At 35.0% G+C, this 18,534-nt stretch carries 20 protein-coding genes and 1 pseudogene; 8 read left to right on the forward strand and 13 right to left on the reverse strand.

The window, feature by feature from the left end; translation table 11 throughout:
* The first annotated feature begins 18 nt into the window (after positions 1-18).
* Together ACOMCU_RS19595 and ACOMCU_RS19600 are read left to right on the forward strand one after the other, a co-directional pair.
* The gene (locus tag ACOMCU_RS19595; protein ID WP_010859558.1) at positions 19-411 is read left to right on the forward strand and encodes a hypothetical protein; all 393 of its coding nucleotides are present in this window, start codon (positions 19-21) and stop codon (positions 409-411) included.
* Entirely contained in the window at positions 408-869 is a 462-nt protein-coding gene (locus tag ACOMCU_RS19600; RefSeq protein WP_421051131.1) for a hypothetical protein, read from the forward strand. The genes ACOMCU_RS19595 and ACOMCU_RS19600 overlap by 4 nt, the downstream gene beginning before the upstream one ends.
* A gap of 153 nt (positions 870-1,022) precedes the next feature.
* Here ACOMCU_RS19600 and ACOMCU_RS19605 read toward each other — a convergent pair.
* Both ACOMCU_RS19605 and ACOMCU_RS19610 read right to left on the reverse strand, forming a co-directional pair.
* A pseudogene (locus ACOMCU_RS19605) lies at positions 1,023-1,303 on the reverse strand (transposase); the annotation flags it as partial.
* A gap of 314 nt (positions 1,304-1,617) precedes the next feature.
* A complete protein-coding gene (locus ACOMCU_RS19610; protein WP_421051132.1) occupies positions 1,618-1,785 on the reverse strand; it encodes a hypothetical protein in 168 nt (55 codons plus the stop codon).
* 805 nt (positions 1,786-2,590) lie between these two features.
* Between ACOMCU_RS19610 and ACOMCU_RS19615 the strand changes: the two genes are divergently transcribed.
* Positions 2,591-3,463: a DMT family transporter gene (locus ACOMCU_RS19615; RefSeq protein ID WP_010859560.1), complete on the forward strand. Its 873-nt coding sequence runs from the start codon at positions 2,591-2,593 to the stop codon at positions 3,461-3,463.
* A gap of 315 nt (positions 3,464-3,778) precedes the next feature.
* Here ACOMCU_RS19615 and ACOMCU_RS19620 read toward each other — a convergent pair whose 3' ends face one another.
* Positions 3,779-5,443 carry a methyl-accepting chemotaxis protein gene (locus tag ACOMCU_RS19620; RefSeq protein ID WP_421051133.1) on the reverse strand — a complete coding sequence of 555 codons (1,665 nt, stop codon included), beginning with the start codon at positions 5,441-5,443 and terminating at the stop codon, positions 3,779-3,781.
* 651 nt (positions 5,444-6,094) lie between these two features.
* Positions 6,095-7,108, reverse strand: a complete 1,014-nt coding sequence (locus ACOMCU_RS19625) for an alpha/beta fold hydrolase (protein WP_010859562.1) — start codon at positions 7,106-7,108, stop codon at positions 6,095-6,097.
* A gap of 355 nt (positions 7,109-7,463) precedes the next feature.
* On the opposite strand from ACOMCU_RS19625, the gene ACOMCU_RS19630 reads away from it, so the two are divergent.
* A complete protein-coding gene (locus tag ACOMCU_RS19630) occupies positions 7,464-7,580 on the forward strand; it encodes a YjcZ family sporulation protein (RefSeq protein WP_010859563.1) in 117 nt (38 codons plus the stop codon).
* Positions 7,581-8,000: 420 nt separating this feature from the next.
* On the opposite strand, the gene ACOMCU_RS19635 is transcribed toward ACOMCU_RS19630, so the two are convergent.
* From ACOMCU_RS19635 to ACOMCU_RS19645, 3 genes are all read right to left on the reverse strand, one after another.
* On the reverse strand, positions 8,001-8,309 hold the full coding sequence (locus tag ACOMCU_RS19635) for a hypothetical protein (RefSeq protein WP_036130254.1): 309 nt from the start codon (positions 8,307-8,309) through the stop codon (positions 8,001-8,003).
* Positions 8,310-8,745: 436 nt separating this feature from the next.
* On the reverse strand, positions 8,746-9,219 hold the full coding sequence (locus tag ACOMCU_RS19640) for a glutathione peroxidase (protein WP_421051134.1): 474 nt from the start codon (positions 9,217-9,219) through the stop codon (positions 8,746-8,748).
* Positions 9,216-9,671: a MarR family winged helix-turn-helix transcriptional regulator gene (locus tag ACOMCU_RS19645; RefSeq protein WP_421051135.1), complete on the reverse strand. Its 456-nt coding sequence runs from the start codon at positions 9,669-9,671 to the stop codon at positions 9,216-9,218. Before ACOMCU_RS19645 ends, ACOMCU_RS19640 begins: the two co-directional genes overlap by 4 nt.
* 726 nt (positions 9,672-10,397) lie before the next feature.
* On the opposite strand from ACOMCU_RS19645, the gene ACOMCU_RS19650 reads away from it, so the two are divergent.
* Both ACOMCU_RS19650 and ACOMCU_RS19655 read left to right on the forward strand, forming a co-directional pair.
* Complete coding sequence (locus tag ACOMCU_RS19650) at positions 10,398-10,502, forward strand: YjcZ family sporulation protein (protein ID WP_080647666.1); 105 nt, start codon at positions 10,398-10,400, stop codon at positions 10,500-10,502.
* A gap of 1,050 nt (positions 10,503-11,552) precedes the next feature.
* The gene (locus ACOMCU_RS19655; protein WP_421051136.1) at positions 11,553-11,972 is read left to right on the forward strand and encodes a hypothetical protein; all 420 of its coding nucleotides are present in this window, start codon (positions 11,553-11,555) and stop codon (positions 11,970-11,972) included.
* Positions 11,973-12,651: 679 nt separating this feature from the next.
* Here the strand turns inward: ACOMCU_RS19655 and ACOMCU_RS19660 are convergent.
* The 4 genes from ACOMCU_RS19660 to ACOMCU_RS19675 form a co-directional block, all read right to left on the reverse strand.
* Entirely contained in the window at positions 12,652-13,290 is a 639-nt protein-coding gene (locus ACOMCU_RS19660) for an O-methyltransferase (RefSeq protein ID WP_010859568.1), read from the reverse strand.
* Positions 13,277-13,693: a hypothetical protein gene (locus ACOMCU_RS19665; protein WP_421051137.1), complete on the reverse strand. Its 417-nt coding sequence runs from the start codon at positions 13,691-13,693 to the stop codon at positions 13,277-13,279. The genes ACOMCU_RS19660 and ACOMCU_RS19665 overlap by 14 nt, the downstream gene beginning before the upstream one ends.
* A gap of 372 nt (positions 13,694-14,065) precedes the next feature.
* Positions 14,066-14,224 (reverse strand): hypothetical protein, encoded by a 159-nt coding sequence (locus tag ACOMCU_RS19670; protein WP_155242448.1) that lies wholly within the window; start codon positions 14,222-14,224, stop codon positions 14,066-14,068.
* Positions 14,225-14,489: 265 nt separating this feature from the next.
* Positions 14,490-15,269 (reverse strand): TrmB family transcriptional regulator, encoded by a 780-nt coding sequence (locus tag ACOMCU_RS19675; protein ID WP_421051138.1) that lies wholly within the window; start codon positions 15,267-15,269, stop codon positions 14,490-14,492.
* A 125-nt stretch (positions 15,270-15,394) separates the two neighbouring features.
* On the opposite strand from ACOMCU_RS19675, the gene ACOMCU_RS19680 reads away from it, so the two are divergent.
* On the forward strand, positions 15,395-16,159 hold the full coding sequence (locus ACOMCU_RS19680; RefSeq protein ID WP_010859571.1) for a TSUP family transporter: 765 nt from the start codon (positions 15,395-15,397) through the stop codon (positions 16,157-16,159).
* A 125-nt stretch (positions 16,160-16,284) separates the two neighbouring features.
* Complete coding sequence (locus ACOMCU_RS19685; protein ID WP_421051139.1) at positions 16,285-17,112, forward strand: DNA alkylation repair protein; 828 nt, start codon at positions 16,285-16,287, stop codon at positions 17,110-17,112.
* Between the two features lie 81 nt (positions 17,113-17,193).
* Here ACOMCU_RS19685 and ACOMCU_RS19690 read toward each other — a convergent pair whose 3' ends face one another.
* Positions 17,194-17,814 carry an NAD(P)-dependent oxidoreductase gene (locus ACOMCU_RS19690; RefSeq protein ID WP_421051140.1) on the reverse strand — a complete coding sequence of 207 codons (621 nt, stop codon included), beginning with the start codon at positions 17,812-17,814 and terminating at the stop codon, positions 17,194-17,196.
* A gap of 108 nt (positions 17,815-17,922) precedes the next feature.
* Positions 17,923-18,348 carry a hypothetical protein gene (locus ACOMCU_RS19695; RefSeq protein ID WP_421051141.1) on the reverse strand — a complete coding sequence of 142 codons (426 nt, stop codon included), beginning with the start codon at positions 18,346-18,348 and terminating at the stop codon, positions 17,923-17,925.
* Between the last annotated feature and the right edge of the window lie 186 nt (positions 18,349-18,534).

Below are 18,534 nucleotides of genomic sequence, written 5' to 3' on the forward strand. Positions count from 1 at the left end.
TTCTGTGAGGTAAAAGTTGTGAGCAATTTAAAACCATGGGAAATTTCTCAAAAAATTGATAATGCACTTGAGGCAATTGCGAATAGTAAGATTGAAAAATTTTACCATAGTTATATTGCAAAAATAACTGACTTACCTCTCGGAGTAGTTATTGATAAATTATCTGAATTGGAAGAACAGGAAGCGCTTATCATAAAATTAGAGTTCCTCTGCGAGGAATGCAGTAGAAGCATCTTAACTACTACTAAATGTGAACTAGATAATATTGATTCTGAAATTACTTGCAAATATTGTGGAACAGAAAATTGTTTTAATCCTTTAGACACTATTCCAATAATTGAATTAAGTGAGGATTTCAAACAAAATTTTTCAAAAAAAAAACCAATAACAAAAGACTACATGGTGGTTTGAATCAACAAATTAAACCTAAGAGTTTAAGAGAAATGATCGATATTTTAGAAAAAGAAAATTCTAGTCAATTATTAGATTTAGTATCAAAGCTTGGGAGTTTAACTATAATTTTAGGAGATGGTTATATGAGTGAATCTAGTAAATATGGTGGGTTAACTTTTGGAGAAAACAAAGGGAATATAACTATTGAAAACAACGGTACCCTCAATCAAGGGATAGCTAGCCATTCTGATGATATTATCAATGCTTTACAACAATTACACGAAGAAATTCAACTACTATCAGATGAGCAACGAGAAATTGCAGAAGCCAATTTTGAGCTACTTCAAACTCATATAGAAAACGGAGATAAAGAGAAAGCTAAAAAACCATTAGAAAAATTGAGTAGTTTATTAGGTGTTATTACCTCTATTTTATCTATCGCTTCATTCGTAGGACTTAGAATACCTATCAAATAATACTTTAAACAATAACATGTTAGAAATGTTATTAGATAAGTAGCTTCGAAGGATTGAGTTCCGGTATTATACCGGACTTAATCCTTTTAATTTTGCCTTACTCCGTTACCTGTGCAGTTTCCTTTATGAGACATATTTTGTGAGTATATTGTTTCAACGTTTAAAACTCAACGCAAATATTGTTGTATCTCCTTGGATTTCCAGGCCAAATAAACCCGCCCATTTTGCTTTATTGTAGCCATGCGGATTTTTCAGCTTACTATTCTTCGATTCAATCTTATAGCCCTTTTCGCTAAGTCTTTGAATTTTTCCGTTTCTTGCAAAGCTGCTTGCTCTTCATGTTCGGTTTATTATATTGAAACTGAATACGTTTTGCTTTTGGCACCGTCTTTATAACAGCCATCTCATAGTGGACAAATCTTACATTTTTCTATGTGAGCGCCGAGGAGGCTCAAGGTTCTCCCCCAGGAAAGCGTCCGCAGAAACGGCAATCAAAGGCATCGAAGAAAAAGCTACGGCGGAAACGTTAATCGTTTCCGCCATGGCTAAAATTCATTTTATTGACTTTTTCAGTGTCCCACATTAGTGTAAGTGCCTGTTCACTCTGCCCATATCGTCCTCAAATTTAAATACTTTAGGCTGTCAAACACCTATCTCAATGTTTATACGCCATTATCATTCTTTCTCACTTTTTCGGCTCCCGCTCTATGTACAATAACCTAAATACTGTTTTGGCATCAAAAAGACGTCACTCAGACTTCCTCAGTGTTTTATCAATACTGTCAATCAATCGGTCAACGCATTCTTTAGTGATTTTTGTATTACTCATGGCTTTACTGTTGTTCAGACTTTTATGCCCACTATGTGGTGTGTTGTTTACGAGATTGTTAAAATCTATTGTAATATCTTTCGCCATAAAATCACCTCATTAACAAAATAGCATAAAATCCACTATTAATCATCATAAAGTTTAGGCATTATATCCCCTTCATAAGCACGAATTCGTTTGTTTAATAACAAGAGGATGTCTGCTTGCTGTTCACTTTTTAGAACAAAACAAAAACACCCTCATGGTTTTTATTACGCTCGAATTGTTTTTTAATAACATCCCGATTAAATTGAGCCTAATATTGCATCATTTTTATGTTAAAATTTACATAACGAGATGATATTATGGAAGACAGCAAATTAATTTGTAAGTCCTGTGGCAATGATTCCTTTTCTAAAGGTAAACTTGATGGTTATGCTGCCTTAAGACCAATTGACACGATATTTTCTTCAGGTTCTCCACTTATTTTTACGGTGTGTCAAAATTGCGGAGAAGTAGCTTCCATCAAGGTTTCAAAGCCTAAAAAATTCATTAGTACTTTGTAGTATGGTCTAGGGTCAGTCTCAGCCTAGTGATCCTTTCAGTACATCAACGTATGTCGATAATCGTGAAGTAAACATTGGACAGATTTAACCCCTTAATAACAAAGAATTTAAAAAAACAAAGCTCTTATACTGGGGTTATTATATCCATTGTTGAACGCTTTAACTATGCCTATTCAAACGATTGCACTTGAATTATACTAAATAAAAAATGAAAACAGAATGGAGTGATTGATATGATGTTTTCACCATTATTTGAACAAGACGTACCAACAATCCTTCTTCCTTAACGGTAGAAGTGTTTTTCTCCGTTAAGGGCATAGATACCTATGAAAAACGGAGGAGAAAATATGAGCATTAAAGTAATAGGCGCCTTATTTTTATCACTTGCAGCAAGTATTTGGGGCGCAATGTATGTTGTTGTAAAAGTAGTGGTTGATGTTGTTCCACCTTTGGAACTTGTCTGGATACGTTATGTGATTGCTGTCATGGTGCTTGCAATTGTTGGTTTATGCATGAAGCAATCATGGAAAATAGCTAAAAAAGACTGGTTGATTATTTTTCTTGTAGGTCTCATCGGTAATACAATATCGATTGTCACACAAGAAATAGGCACGATGTTATCGACTGCTCAAATGGGTGCAATGATTACAGCAACAACACCTGCCTTTATGGTCGTGTTTGCACGCTTTATTTTAAAAGAAAAAATAACGATAAAAAAATGTATTTCCATCCTGCTAGCAACATTTGGGGTTGTCATTATTGTTGGAAATGGACAAATTGACGGGACGCAACAATTAGGCGGCTTCTCCTTATTAATTGCTGCATTATCATGGGCATTGATGTCCGTTTTAGTCAAAAAAGTTCCTGGTCATTATTCACAAATTGTTTTTACAACTTATTCAGCTATGATCGCAGTAATTTTATTGACGCCATTTGTTCTACCAAAGTTAAATGATTTAAATCTATCTAGCCTATTACAACCGACAATTTCAGGAGGATTACTGTATTTAGGCGTTATTTCAACAGCTGGTGGTTTTTTATTATGGAACAAAGGCCTACAATTAATGAATGCTTCTAGTGGTGGATTGTTCTTTTTCTTCCAACCAATTGTCGGGACCTTCTTGGGTTGGCTATTGTTAGGAGAGACAATAGGAATGTCTTTTTGGTTTGGTACAATTTTAATTTTTAGTGGTGTTTTTATAGTTATTAAAGACGAATAACTAATGTACGTACACTAGTTTATTGGAGCGCAGGCGGCGACTTCTGCAAGGAATAGCATGAGCGAAAAGGCCGCAGGAGCGTAGCGACGAGGAGACTGAAGCCATGTCAGCGAAAAACGTCCGCCGTAGCGGAAAACAACGGATTCATATAGATACTTCTATTTGAAAAAAAATGACTGTAAACAAACTCCATTTTTGAGTTTGCTTACAGTCTGAAGTGCGTTTCTATATTATATAGAGACGCACTTTATTCATTACAAGTTTTATTGTCAGCTGCTTAGAGTTAATGACTGACTGGATGTATCTTTACTTCTTTCAAATAGTGAACTTTTTCATTTCTCCACTTAAAGTATCGGCAATTGTATTTAGATCCTTCGCTTTTTCTGAAACGGTTTCAATACTTTTTAGCTGTTCATGTGCTGAAGCAGAAACTTGTTCTGTGCCTGCAGAGGTTTCTACTGCAGAAGCTGATATGTTTTGAACTACACTAATGATTTGCTCCTTGCGTTCATTCATCTCATTTGATAAATGTTTCACCTCTTGCGCAACTTTACTTGTTTGGTCTAGAGCAGTCTTTATGGTATTAAATATCTCACTCGTATTTTCCGTAGCTTTAGCATTTTGTTCGACAATGCTAAGGCTCGTACCAATTTCATGCACAGCACTTTTGGAAATATCTTGAATAGCAGCTATTTTATTTTTAATATCTTCAGTGGCATTCGATGTCTGTTCGGATAATTTTCGAATTTCATCTGCAACTACTGCGAAACCTTTTCCAGCTTCGCCTACGCGAGCTGACTCAATAGATGCATTCAGTGCCAATAAATTTGTTTGAGTTGCAATTTCTGTAATTGTATTAATAATACTTGATATATCAGATGAAGTTCTATCTACTTCTTGAACGATGCTACTTACCTGTTGTGAAGACACGCGATTCTTTTCTGACCAAATAGAGAGTTGGTTGACGGTTTCCACACCCTGATTACTTAAATTATCAATATCCTCTGTCATGGACGCTATCTTCTCTGTACGATTAATAACATTATCAATATTCACTGAAAGTTGATTCAATTGTTCAGCACCTTTTTCTGTATCATTAGCCTGTTCTTCTGTTGCTTTTGCTATTTCATTAATGGCAGAGCTAATTTCATCAGTTGTACGTACCGTATCATCTGATATTTGCATAAGGATTTTGGAGGAATCTGATAACTCGAAACTGGTATTTTGTATGTTAACGGTAACATCCTTTAATGCCGTCCGCATGCCAGAAATACCTTTTGACATGAGTCCAATTTCATCCTGTCGATTTAATAACGTTTCAAGTTCTGGGCTTTCTGTAAAATCTAAACTTGCGGTTTGATGAATGACGTTTTCAAGATTTTTAATTGCCGCTACAATGCGCCCGATAATCCACCACATTAAAGCACCTATAACTAAAAAACTTACGATGCCTGTAATAATCTGATAACTTAGAACAGAGTTGATAATTGATTTAATGCCGCTTTCAGGCACTCCAATGTCAATAACCCCATAAAGCTCGCCGTCTTTAAATACAGGTTCCATAATGTCATACGTCCATATACCTTGGACTTCAGCATACCATCTTGTAAATTGGTTTTTCCCGTTTTTAGCACCATCTATCGTGTAGTCATCCTCATACACTTTTCCTAATTTTTGTTTATCACTATGCGCCACCGCCTGAACATTGGTATCAATGATAACAGCATACGTCACATTGTCTTGTTTTTCCTTTAATTCCACAAATTCTTGTAATGATGAAATGGGGTCGCTCTCTGAATTTAATATCGTTTCCACTTGCTTGGCCATTTCAAAAACCTGTTCCTTGGCTTTCTCAATTAATACTTCTTGACTATTCTTGCCAACAATCCATACACCTAATACAGAATTTAGTACTGATGACAATAACAGTAAACCTAATGTAAAAAACAATAATTGTCGCTTAATACTTTTGCTTTTCATCTAATCTGCCCCTTTCCAAACCGCTATATATCTTGTATCGTCATAATTCTTTATACCTAAAAAACTATAACAATTACTGAAGTATAGTATTATTCAAAAGAACTATAATGTCAACGTAAAATTATCAATATAGCGCCTTAAACTCTAATATTATTAGACAAAATAGCGGTAATATAATGTTAATTTTTCACTTATAAATAAATAAAAATACCTATATTTAGTGAATGAATTGGATCATGATAATTAAACTTAAATAGTAAAGTACACAAAAGCGGTTTCAGCTACCGCTCTACTGTATGGACAGCCTTGTGCTTAAAGAACATTGAATCCCGACAGCTTCCGTTGTTTCAGCTATCAAGCGATGCTTGGACTAATTGGAATCCAGTACCTATATTCACGGATAACTACCAACTAACATAATAAACAGAAATAAGTTACTCATTTTTTTCAAATTTAAATGAGTGACTTTTTTTATATTAAATCATCGGAGAATATTTATTGAGATAAGTATCGTCGTTTTCATTACGTTTAATAGGTAACAAAAAAACTGCAAACATCTTGCCATGATGTTCGCTAGTTTTAGCGGCAATACAAGATGCGAAACTCCAAGGACCTTTAAAAGTTATTGAGTCCATTTCACAATCAATTTATTTAATCAGTCATGTTCAGTACTGCTTCTATTATTGCCTCGGGCTGGTCATACATAACAGAATGACTACTATTAGGAACTGAAACGAAATTACTATTAGTTGATAATTTGGTCAATTGTTTTTGGGAATCATTCCATTGCTTGTTCAGTTTACTCTCCTCTTGTTGCGAAAAACCTAATTCTGACGCAAATAATTCTACCTCCATTGGTGTGATGATTGTTAATGGCTTATCCCCTAATGGCTGAATGTCTTTTAGTAACTTTTCAGAAACTTTAATTTCCTTAATTTCTTCATCTAATACTTTAAAAAATGGTGCGTCCCAATGAACATTGATATATTTATCTGCGGAAATGTAATCAGGCATAGAATTAGAGAACATATTTTTTCCAATTAGTCGTACGATTCCAAACTGAGATAAAATACGATTCATAGTTTGGTCTTGTGTCTCGAAAAACTTGTTATTAAATTCTGTAGCTTGATCTGCAAAATATTCATTCCTGGAATCCACAAGAACTAATCCAAATACCTTTTCTGGGTACTTGTCTGCAAAAAAACGAGAATAAATCCCGCCAACAGAATGACCAACTACTATCACAGGCGTGTCAATTTTAGAAGATTCGAGAATCTTACTTAAATCTTCTATCGTCTCATCGACAGAAAATCCATTGGGTGGTGGGTCACTCCAGCCATATCCTGCTCGGTCATATGTGATAACTTGGGTATGCTTTGATAATGCTTTCTGAACTTTTTCCCAATCATAGGACCAAGTACCTGTTCCCGTTTCAATGACAACGGGTGGGAGATTCGTTTTGGTTCCTTGAATTTTCACATGGAGTTCTCTATTTCCAACATCAATCATTTGTCCATCTGGTGGGAATTTACTTTTAACATTTTTATAACTGCTATACTCATAAAGGAACCCTGACATCAATGCGAGTGAAATGAAAATAATAAAAGCTAGCCCTAGCAATTTTAACCTTCGAAATGTTTTACTTACTGTCGAATACTGACTCACCAACCTACCACATCCTTTCCTAAACTCTTTCATAGATATCGCTATTATGTAAATCACTCTAATTATTTCAAAATTCATACTTTACATCAATATTTATTTCATAAATGGCAATACACTCCTAATTTTTGGGGATTCAAGCAAAGTGAACTCGCTATGTTTTCATACCAGTGTATGCAAAAAAGTGTTCGTGGTGACTTCGAACTGAGGCAATTGGCTATTAAAATACGTTTTTGATACTAAGGGTCACCTTCACCCGAGTGATCCTAAGTATCGATTACTTGATATAGATAGTTGAATAACACTGCTCATTTTTACAACGTTACATATTATAAAAAGCAGAGAGGAGGGAATTTCTATGGGTTACAGCTGTGGTTATGATGGTGGCGGCAGCAGCTATAGTGGTTCAACATTCGTTCTAATCGTTGTACTATTTATTCTGCTAATTATTGTCGGCGCTAGTTTCATGTATTAACAAAATGATTTTTTGCTAGCAGTTAGCCAAATAACAGTTTGGCACCTCCTGGTTGCGAGTTAGGGTCACTTTTCATCGTGACCCTTTTATAGTTGCCTTTTTTAGAATTTCATATCCTTACTAAAAGAGTTATGGAAATGAAGAAACTAAAGTATAAAAGATTCAGCATCTCAACAATACCGTATATTATATGTATCACACAAAAAGACCAAAACTCATTTAATTATGAGTGATTGGTCTTTTATGCCTATAAATAGCAGAAAAAATTAAAAAAATTTCCGTTATCCCTTAGACATTTTCTCTCCCACCTGCTTTTATTTAGTTTGTGCTGAATACAATTTGCAAGGAAAATAGCTTAATAAATTTTATCGCAGTCATTATGATAATTACTTTGCTTTTCGCTCATTGACTTGGGATATTTTATTTTACGTACTTCAAATGCTTTTTAACAAAATTTACGATGTAATGTACTTCATCATCTGTAATGTTTAATAAATGACAAACTCTTTGTATTTTAGCAGGTGACTTTAATTGTTCTCGCACTTTATCAATCCACATGTATTTACACTTACGGGGATTTACACAATTTCTTATCTGCTTGTATCGAAAGTAAGCATAGCGAGCAAATGCATTCAGCATGTCTCGCTCATCCCCTTCTCGTTGTGGATTCTTGACAGCAGCTTCTATCTCTTCTGTATCAAATGTCCTTGTGTCATCTGTAAATTGCATCTTACCACCTCTCTTCATGAATAAACTTAGTGCTCTTGTTTAATTCCAAACGCTTATGCATATCGTTATAACGCTTGAAGCATAGGCATTGTCAGTTGCTTAGAGTCAATGATAGATGTGGATGCGTCTTTACTTCTTTATAAGTGCTGAACGTTCTCTGTCTTGTGAGAACGCCCAACTGCTTTACACAGTTGGTATCCAGGATGATTTTGTTGCTATGCTTTTTGCTGTACTACATCTATTCACTTACTCTTATAAAACCTCTTCAACTTTCCAGTCTGGATGAAGATGATGAGGTGTTGTTTGCGTGTTACCTTAATCATTTATCATCCCTTCACACATAGTTATTAAATGCACAATAAAAAGCCACATCTGGTTAGATGTGACTCTTTATGTATATTTATAATGACGCCTATATCGTAAAACGAAAACATATTCAGTCTAAAATTTTTTTAATATTGTCCTCAAAACTTTTAGGTTTATCAGTTGAAGCGAAGCGAGATACTACTTCTCCATTTCGATTGACTAAAAATTTTGTAAAGTTCCACTTAACGCTTCTTCCTAAAAATCCCTTTGAATGCGTTGTTAAATGCTCAAAAAGAGGATGTGCATCTTTACCGTTTACCTTTACAATTTCATGCATTGGGAAGGTAACTCCATATGTCAAACGGCAAGCTTCGGCAGCCTCTGTGGCAGAATCAACCTCTTGTTTAAACTGATCAGAAGGAAATCCTAGTACCTCAAAGCCCTGTGCTTGATATTTTTTGTACAATTCTTCTAACTCCTCAAATTGTGGTGTAAAACCACATTTTGTTGCGGTGTTCACAATGAGTAACGCCTTACCCTTGTATTGCTCTAAACTATATTCTAATCCATCTTCTAATTTTACATTGATGTCGTAAATACTCATCTTTTTTCCTCCCTGTCATTCAATTGAGATAATGTCTCGTTTAAATTTTGTAACTGTGCTCTGAGATCTCCATCAATAACAGTTAATGCATCACAACGAGTCAATTTTTCAACTAGCTTTTCTGTAATAGCTGTTTCCATCGATCTGGCTTTCTCTGTTAATGAAATGACAACAGCCCTTTTGTCACTTGAAGAAGTTTCTTTCTTGACCCAGCCTTTAACAACAAGCTTATTTAATATTGGATTTAACGTACCTATTCCGAGACTCAATTTTTCACTAATTTGCTTTACGACAAGATTATCTTGTTCCCATAATGCAAGTAGCACCAAATACTGCGGGTAGGTCAAATCAAATGGTTCAAGTACTTGGCGATATAATTTTGTAAATTGATTAGCTGCTTTATATATCGCAAAACATAGCTGATTCTCTAGTAAAAATGCTTTAATTTTCAAGTCACCCCCCATATACATCGTATGCGATTCATTATATATCGCACACGATATAATTTCAAGAAATAGCATTTTTGCTTCCCAATCGATATTATACTGTCGCCATTCAACAATCTAAGCAACTTGAACCAATCGGGCTTTTACGGTCAGTTGATAGACCACCACGTTAATTTCCATTTGAGGTGGGCGGCGGCTTACTGACCGTTCATGCGGGATATACACTGAAACACTTGTGTCATCACTTGCGGCAACTTGTAAACAAATGCTCCAACGCAAGATAAAAAAGCCATAGCGTCGTCAAACGCTACAGCTCAGATTTGTTTTTTTACCTAGTAAATAGGATAGTCAGTAACTGTATACTACCAAAATTGTAGTATGAGCAACCTGTTTGAGTAAACAAGCGCAAATCAAGCTTACAAAAGAGTATTTACTTCGGTGGATTGAAAATTGCCGTACCTGTTGTGAATTTATATTATTAATTTTCACAGGCAAAGAACTATACAAACATAACTATCCAATCATAGAAATAGTAGTGTAAAGCTAATTTAGCTTTGTACCTCCGAAACTTGTTACTAGGGTCACTTTCACCAAAGTGACCTTTTTTATCGACTCGTTTCTCAACCTTCGTAACCTAATTAACCATTTTTAAATAATTTATTAATTAGATTAATACCGTCTTTCATTTTTACAACTATACATACTATAGATTATAGAAAGGAGGTGAATTTTATGAGTAATCAAGGTTATGGCAACAGCTATGGTGGTTCATCATTCGTTTTGATCGTTGTACTATTTATTCTGCTAATTATCGTGGGCGCAAGTTTCCTGTATTAAGCCAAGAGTTTTACTAGCTAGCACTGCCTAGTTACAGTAGAGTAGTGGAAATAATGATTTGACATATCTGATTAATTAGGGTCACTTTCACCAAAGTGACCCTTTTAAAATTTTCTTCCCTTGTATTGTTCAGTAACTCATACATAAAATTCTTATCTATCTAAATAACAACAAATGAAGAAAGTACCGGTGGTTAAGCGACTATCAGACCTACAGATGCTGTATTTCTTTTGTTCTCCATTCATTTATATTTTTTTGTATATATTGTGGAGAAGTAGCTTCACTCAAATAGTAAGTCCAAATAAGTTCAAATAGCCCGTTCGACAGTTTCATTATGGTTGGACACTGCGAAATTTTAAAATTTTTAAAGCTATTTCTCGGGCAATTAACTATACAAAAATAGCTATCACATCATATTAATAGTAGTGTAAAGCTAATTTAGCCTTACATCCCCTGATTTGTTGGTTTGGGTCACTTCGGATAGGGAAGTGACCCTTTTTAATTTCTTTCACATTGTTGTAAAGAGCACTGTATAGTATGATTTCATCCAACAAATATTAGGAGATAAACACATGAATAATTCTACATTATTCACTATTCTGTAAGTCCGCTTCTTCCAAATACATATTGAGATATACTATGGCTATTTTCTGATTTATCATTTGCCTGGAATTTTTTTTTTCAAACCACAGCTGACAAAGGTTGATAATTTCTTTGTTAGCCTGCTTGCTCTTCTTAATTTCTGTAAATAGGCTATACCAATGAAAATAGGCATTTACGATTTTTTTAGAGTGATGCTATAATTGCTCTTTTATCGTTTAATCCTCCTATTGTTCGGTAAAGGTGAAAGTCTATTCTCCCTTTACTCCTCTATTGTCATAGCTTCCCTTTCCCTTAGCTATTCAAACAATATCAATTTCTATAGAAATAAATTAATTATCTTCTTACATTATGGACATATTACCAATCACTATACATTTTCAAATCATAGATTATTAGTGTAAGGCTAGCGCTAAGCCATAAACTAACAAAAAGGGAGATTGTAAATATATGAAACAAATAAAGTGGGATTTTAATAAATTCGAAAAATGCCATTGCGAATCTAAAAAATATTATTACGAATACCACAAGTGTGATTGCGAACATGAACGTAAACACCACAAATGTGATTGCAAACATGATAAACATGACTGCGAGTGCAAACATGATAAAAAACATCACAAAGATGAAAAACATAAAGAGCATCACTGTAAAGGTTGCGTTTGTAATTTACTAAAATGCTTTGAACCAGGAACTTTAGTAGACATTTTCCTGTCAAATGGCGGACGATTTACTGGTGTTTATTTCACTTCCCTAGATCCTCGAAATTGCTGTGCATACTTCCTTGAAATAGGAGATGATGCTGCTACACCAGTTATCATTGACTGTCAAAAAATTGACGCTATTATCAAAAGAAATTCCGCGGCGTAACTTATAATCGGTCTCTTCTTTTGTGGAAGGGGCTCAGATTGTAGACAAATTCTACGTGATCAGTGAAGATAGACATAGTCAGTTTTAACCTCCTGATAAGGATTGAGTTCGGTATTGTACTGAACTTAATTCTTTTTGTTTTGTTTTAAATTGTTGGTAGTTTTAGTAATTTATCTATTCTTCAACTTCAGGTTTAGGTTTAAAATCATCCATTCGCTTAAATTCCTATAAGTAAAGTAATGCTGAATTCAATAAACCTAGGTAGTTCTCTAAACTGCCTTATCGTTTTTGCCAATAAATGAGTATCTTGTTTCATTTGCTTATGTCTTCCTTGAAAAAACTACTCCTTCTCACGCACGAACCGTCTAGCCTCTCATTCGCTACGTTTCATACAGGAGATATCTCGCTCGTTCTTCCACAAGAGGTCTCACTGCTTTTACTAGAATTAAGGAATGTTGTGCATTGATGTCAACAAACTTACAGAAAGAACGTGGTTGAAAGACTTTGTATGGTCGTTTGATTTGTATATTAACAGATATCTAGTAGATTTTTCACAAAAAAACTGTAGGTTCAACTCAATTATTCTTGAGCATGCCAACAGTTTATGAATTACTATTTAATTGGAATTTAACACTTGGCCGTTTACGAAATACAGTTGCTTTTTTATTTGCTGTACACTTTATTTCTTCACTTTTGAAAGGGTCATCCCATCACCAATTGGAACAATGACAGATTCTAGTTGAGGATGATTAGCGACAATTTCATTGAATTTTTTCATTGTTTCAGTATAACGTTTTGATATAGCTTTCGAGTCTGCAACACTACCGTTAGCAAGTACATTATCAGTTACTATTAAGGCACCCGAATTTGCAAGTCTAATACAGTAATTTAGATAATTTTCATAATTATCTTTATCAGCATCTATAAAGAAGAAATCGAATCGCTTATTTTCCTCAGCTAGTTTTTCGAGGCTCTGTAATGCAGGTCCAGTTAAATATAATACTTGATTACCAAAACCGGCTTTCGATAAATTGTTGTGTGCTAACTTCGCGTATTTCTCCTCTAACTCAAGGGACGTTAATTGTCCTTCACTACCAAAGCCTCTGGCAAGACAAATCCCGCTATAGCCCCCAAGAGCACCTATTTCAAGTACATTTCTAGCCCCTGAAATTGATGTAAGCATAGTTAAAAGTTTTCCTGAGGATGGCGATACCGAGATGGAAGGCATTTCGTTTGCCTCAATGGACGATATAACTTCTTCCAACAAAGTATCTTGATTATAAAATAAAGAATCGATATAACTATTAATTTGTTTCATTAATTTTATTTTCCTCTTTATCAATAACTAATGGTTTTTGACTATCCAGCTTCGAAATTGCTGTTTCTACATCTTCAGAGGATGAATCAATTGTTTCACTGTCATGTATTTCGAATAATTGAGTAAATTCACTGATAATCATATCAATTGCTTTTAATTCCCCGACTAAAATTGCTTGAATAGATTGAAACTCCGGTAGCTCTAACTGTTGCTTAATTGTCGAACGCTTCAGATTCATCATATCTAAAAAGGCAATTGCTCTCCCCCGGCGAAATGTTTTCGCCCCACGTTGATGTGACCCCTCTCTGCCTTTGTAGCGTCCACCACGTTGATGTGAACCTTCTCTGCCTTCGTATCGCTCACCACGTGAATGTCCCTCTTCCTTAAATCTATCATCTCTCAAGATAAAAAACCTCCCTTTGTATACAAATGTATACGTATATTTACATCAATATTGTATACGTTTGTATACATCGTGTCAAACCTAAGAACTTTTTCTTGAATTTCACAATGTTAAATGAACTAGCCCATGAATGAATGTCTTATCGTTAAAGCAGTTCTTAATCGAGCAGATTTCATTGAATTTCTTCTTAAAATAACTAAAAAACATTGTGTCCGTTCAGAGTTCTTCGTCATTCAAGAAGCGTTAATGTACACAAATCTTATTGTCGTCAAAACTATAATGAATCTCCTTGACTAAAAAATGACCAAAATAGCATTTTGCTATCTTGGTCATTGTAAAGTTTAATTTAAGAATTGCTGAGCAACTTACCTCTTATAAAATTCGTTTTACCATCGAAATGAGGTACCCGAGTGCATCACCATCACTCATACGGTCTACACGATCACTATGATCGATTTTTAAAATCCCTCTGGTTTTAGCTTCTTTAAATAGTGCTTTTAAATCCTCTTTTGCTGTACTTGTAATTGTCATGTGATCTTTCTCCTTTTGTTGCGTTGATATTACCGGGTTCTAAGGTTTTTAATACAATAAGTGAAGCACCTCGGCTTAAATACGACGTAGACTTTTTTCTTTATTCCATCGTAATGTTGTTTTACCCGTTCCTTTTCCCCGCTAAACGTATAACGTGAAACTTCAATTCCGTGGTTTCCACTTGTAGTGAACGTTTTACTGACCGTTCATACGGGATGAAGTAATTTTCACACAGTACAGCAACAGCTCTGATTCAAAGAAAGATTTATGACCCGAAAAACGCATTTCGTTCTTTTGTAATCCACTCCCCTAAGTCATCTTTGCTACGCTTCACTAACCGATTTACAAGTACATCATGCCAAATATAATCCTCTAATAAGTAAATATGAATGGGGTCATCTGTAAAGAACGCAAGCTCACGGTTATCAGGGGATGGCCCATAAATCATTTCTTTTCCATCGATTGATAGTATAAACCAATGGTCCGTAGTAGTCCTTTCTGTAAAATCAGTCACACGATGTTGCTCTAATGTAACTAAAGGCTCCGCCACATGTAGCGTAATTCCATGTACTTTCACTTGCTGTGCAACCTTTTCCAAGTCCACTCGTAATTCCTCATACACATCATCCCACATCGATAACAGTACTCTTTTTTCCGCCTTTTTTAACATCGACTGACAATAAGCTAAAATGGTATTTCTATCTTTAATACTTAAAACTTTATTGTCCTCCACAGGCTCCTGCTGTTCTATGGTTTCTAAGTTATTTGACATCGATTTAAAACTCGACTGCCAATTCTTTTCTACCTTTTGTAAAAACACGGATACCGCTAACGCCGTATAGGTTGTTATTTCTGGCGTTTCCTCTTTCATTACAAGACCTTTGTCAACTAATAAATCAAGAATCCCATAAATACGCGCACGGGGAATACCTGAATGCTTACTTACTTGATAAGCCGTCACATGATTATTCTGCACCAGTGCTATGTATGCCTTGGCTTCATATTCTGTATAGCCTAATTGTTTTAACTGGTTAATTAATTCCACTAGTGAATCCCTCCATTTCTTTTATTATAGTCAAATTCCCTATTCTATTGCGATAAAACTTACACTTTACAAACGCGATTTATTTAGTTACTATTTCAGTAGTAACTAAATGAAAGAGTGATTTTATGCAACTAGATTTACAATTATTACTGATACTCATACTAATTGGCTTTCTCGCGGCGTTTATTGATTCAGTCGTTGGTGGAGGCGGGCTCATTGCACTACCTGCTTTATTATTTCTTGGTCTAAATCCAACTACGGCCATTGCTACAAGTAAACTAGCCAGTTCGATAGGATTAGTTACTTCGACCATTTCATTTTATCGTTCTGGAAAAATTGATTTTCATTCTGTCACAAAATTTTTCCCACTCGCATTTTTCGGCTCTCTTCTTGGTGCCTGGACCGTCACATTAATTAGTCCAGACATATTAAAGCCACTGATGCTATTTATGCTCGCTGCTATTGCTATCTATACAATTTTCAAAAAAGATTGGGGCAGCATCTCAGTCATTAAGAATTTATCTCCTATTCAATTAGCTGGGTTTATCATTCTTCTCTTTACCATTGGATTTTACGATGGTTTCCTTGGTCCAGGCACTGGCTCCTTTTTTATTTTTGCTTTTATCATGATTGGCACCGATTTTTTAAAGGCTGCAGGTAATGCAAAATTGTTGAACCTTGGTAGTAACATAGCTGCACTATTTTTGTTTATGTATCTAGGTCACATTCACTATTTTTACGGGTTAGTGATGGGAGCTGCTCAAATATTCGGGTCAATTGTCGGCTCTCAGGTAGCTATTAGAAAAGGAAGTGGCTTCGTACGACAGCTATTTATCATCGTATCAATTACTCTTCTAATCAAAAATTCGTATGATTACTTTTTTAGTTAAAGTAATCATACATGTTTTTACTTCTTAACCTCCGCCCTCTCTAAATTGATGCTCATCAATACTTAAGATATAATAAAGTATAATTATTTTTTACAATTATACTAATATAAGGATGATACGATAAAATGACTCAAGAACATATTCTAAATCGAAAAGGTGCTAGGAAGACCAGTGATATACCCAGTGAAATACTAGCTTCCCTAAATCGCGGTTTAATAGAAAGCGTCAATCTTATTGAATGGCAAGCTGTGGATCATCCTACTTTATTGGAGCATGTATTACCTGCATTCAATTTGAAGGTAAAATTGGATGTCCTATTAACTGAAATGGCCAATCAAAATGCTGTCACTGGGATGAAGGCGATACGTACCACTAGTGATTTACTAACAACAGCCATGATTGATGAAAGTAAAGCCAAAAAGCTAGAAATATTGACGTACTGCTCCAATCATATTTCAGATAGTGTAAGATGTTGGGCAGCCTTTATGGGTAAACACTCCACACAAACTTTAGAGGAAAAACTGTTGTTTATCAGACATTTTGCGGCGGATCATCATTTTGGTGTTCGAGAAATTGCTTGGATGGCTATAAGAGAAGACCTTTCCGAAGACATAGATAAAAGCGTGGCATTGTTAACTGAATGGGCTATTGTCGATAATGAAAATATACGACGTTTTGCAGTAGAGTCTATCCGACCTCGAGGAGTTTGGACGAAACATATTGATATCCTCAAGCAAGAACCACAAAAAGCACTTCCCATTTTAGATTTACTGAAAGCAGATACATCGAAATATGTTCAGGATTCTGTTGGTAATTGGTTAAACGATGCAAGTAAAACTCAAGCAAATTGGGTACTAGCTATTTGCGAAAAATGGAAAAAAGAATCTGAAGTAAGCGCAACGGATAAAATTATCAAAAAAGCGACACGAACAATAATGAAAAATAATGCTTAATGACAGCAAAAAAACCCAAATATCACACTTTTTCAAGTGCATTATTTGGGTTTTTCTATTTAAAAATGTATTTTCTAAGTATTAGTATGAAATGCCGACGCGGGATTTCAAATAATCAGTACGTAGACTTTGTTGATAGGTGAATTCCGCCGTATCCGCCACTGAAATTTTAGTGCCGCCTTCAGGCAAGAAATTTCGCTCTATCCGATATACGCCAGTATATTCTCCGTCAGGCAGATATGTAGGACAGACAATTGTCCAATCAACGTCAGATTGGCTTAACATATCAAAGACTTTGTGATGCTCTTCTGCGGCATTAGTAGTCTTACGTTTGGATTCACTTGACTGATATCGAAGTAAATGAGGCGTTAGCCGACTTTGTAAGATTCCAGCTGTACCAACCGTAATAATTCGTTTCACATTTGCTTTTTTCATCGTTTCAAGAATCAGTAGCATACTTTCCGATAGTGTATTTGTGCCATCTGTATTTAAAGCGCTAATAACAATATCTATCTCAGACATCACTGATTGTAGGTTATGTTGGTTTAATACGTTTCCATGAATAATGTGTAAATTTGAATCTATTGTGCTGATTTTATTGGGTGTGCGTACTAAGGCCATAACATGGTGACCATCACGTAGCGCAAGTGAAACAATATGGCTACCAACCCGACCCGTTGCACCTAAAACTAAAATTTTCACGAGAATCACCTCTTCATGTACATTATACCATATGGCATTTACCCAGGAAAAAAGACCAATTTTTTTCTTTATGCTATCTTGATATTTATCATGTGAACAACAGTCTACTTAGTTTGATTCCTGTATATCAACAATGAATGAATTTATATTATTATTTTTCGCGACAGCATTTACAATTTTTTGAATCTCTTCCTTCGACGATTTTTCCAATTCATCTGAGTTATGTAGATAAATTGAGATAAATTGATTATCAGGTGAATCGATCAAATAGCCCACGGTACTGTCAGGAAAATACCCTTCTGCTCTTAAAGCTACTAAAACTTCTTTAGTAAAGTTCGAACTTTGTAATCTTTCACCAATTTCCTGCGCATAATTTTGTCTAAAGTCAGTTTGAGGAGTCTGTGCAATTGGAGATGGTTTATTTTTAATCGCTATATCTGTGATAAATATCAAGAAAAGCAAAATAAAGCAGTACATTTTTAGTCCCCTCATCCATTCTCTCCATTTCTCCTTTTTACATAAAATACGTTTCATTTTACAAGTTAATACTAAAAGATTGATGAATTGCACATCTAGTGAAAGTAAGTTGAGACATTGTAAAACTTTCCTTGAATGGTTGACAATTATTTTTTAAATTGAAATTCAATCGTTCAACCATGAGAACTTATATGTTGAAAACTGTTTTATCTTCTGTAATGCCAGTTGGTGAGGAGGCTATAT

Source organism: Lysinibacillus sp. UGB7, from assembly GCF_049058285.1.
In the GTDB taxonomy this organism is placed as follows: Bacteria; Bacillota; Bacilli; order Bacillales_A; family Planococcaceae; genus Lysinibacillus; species Lysinibacillus sphaericus_B.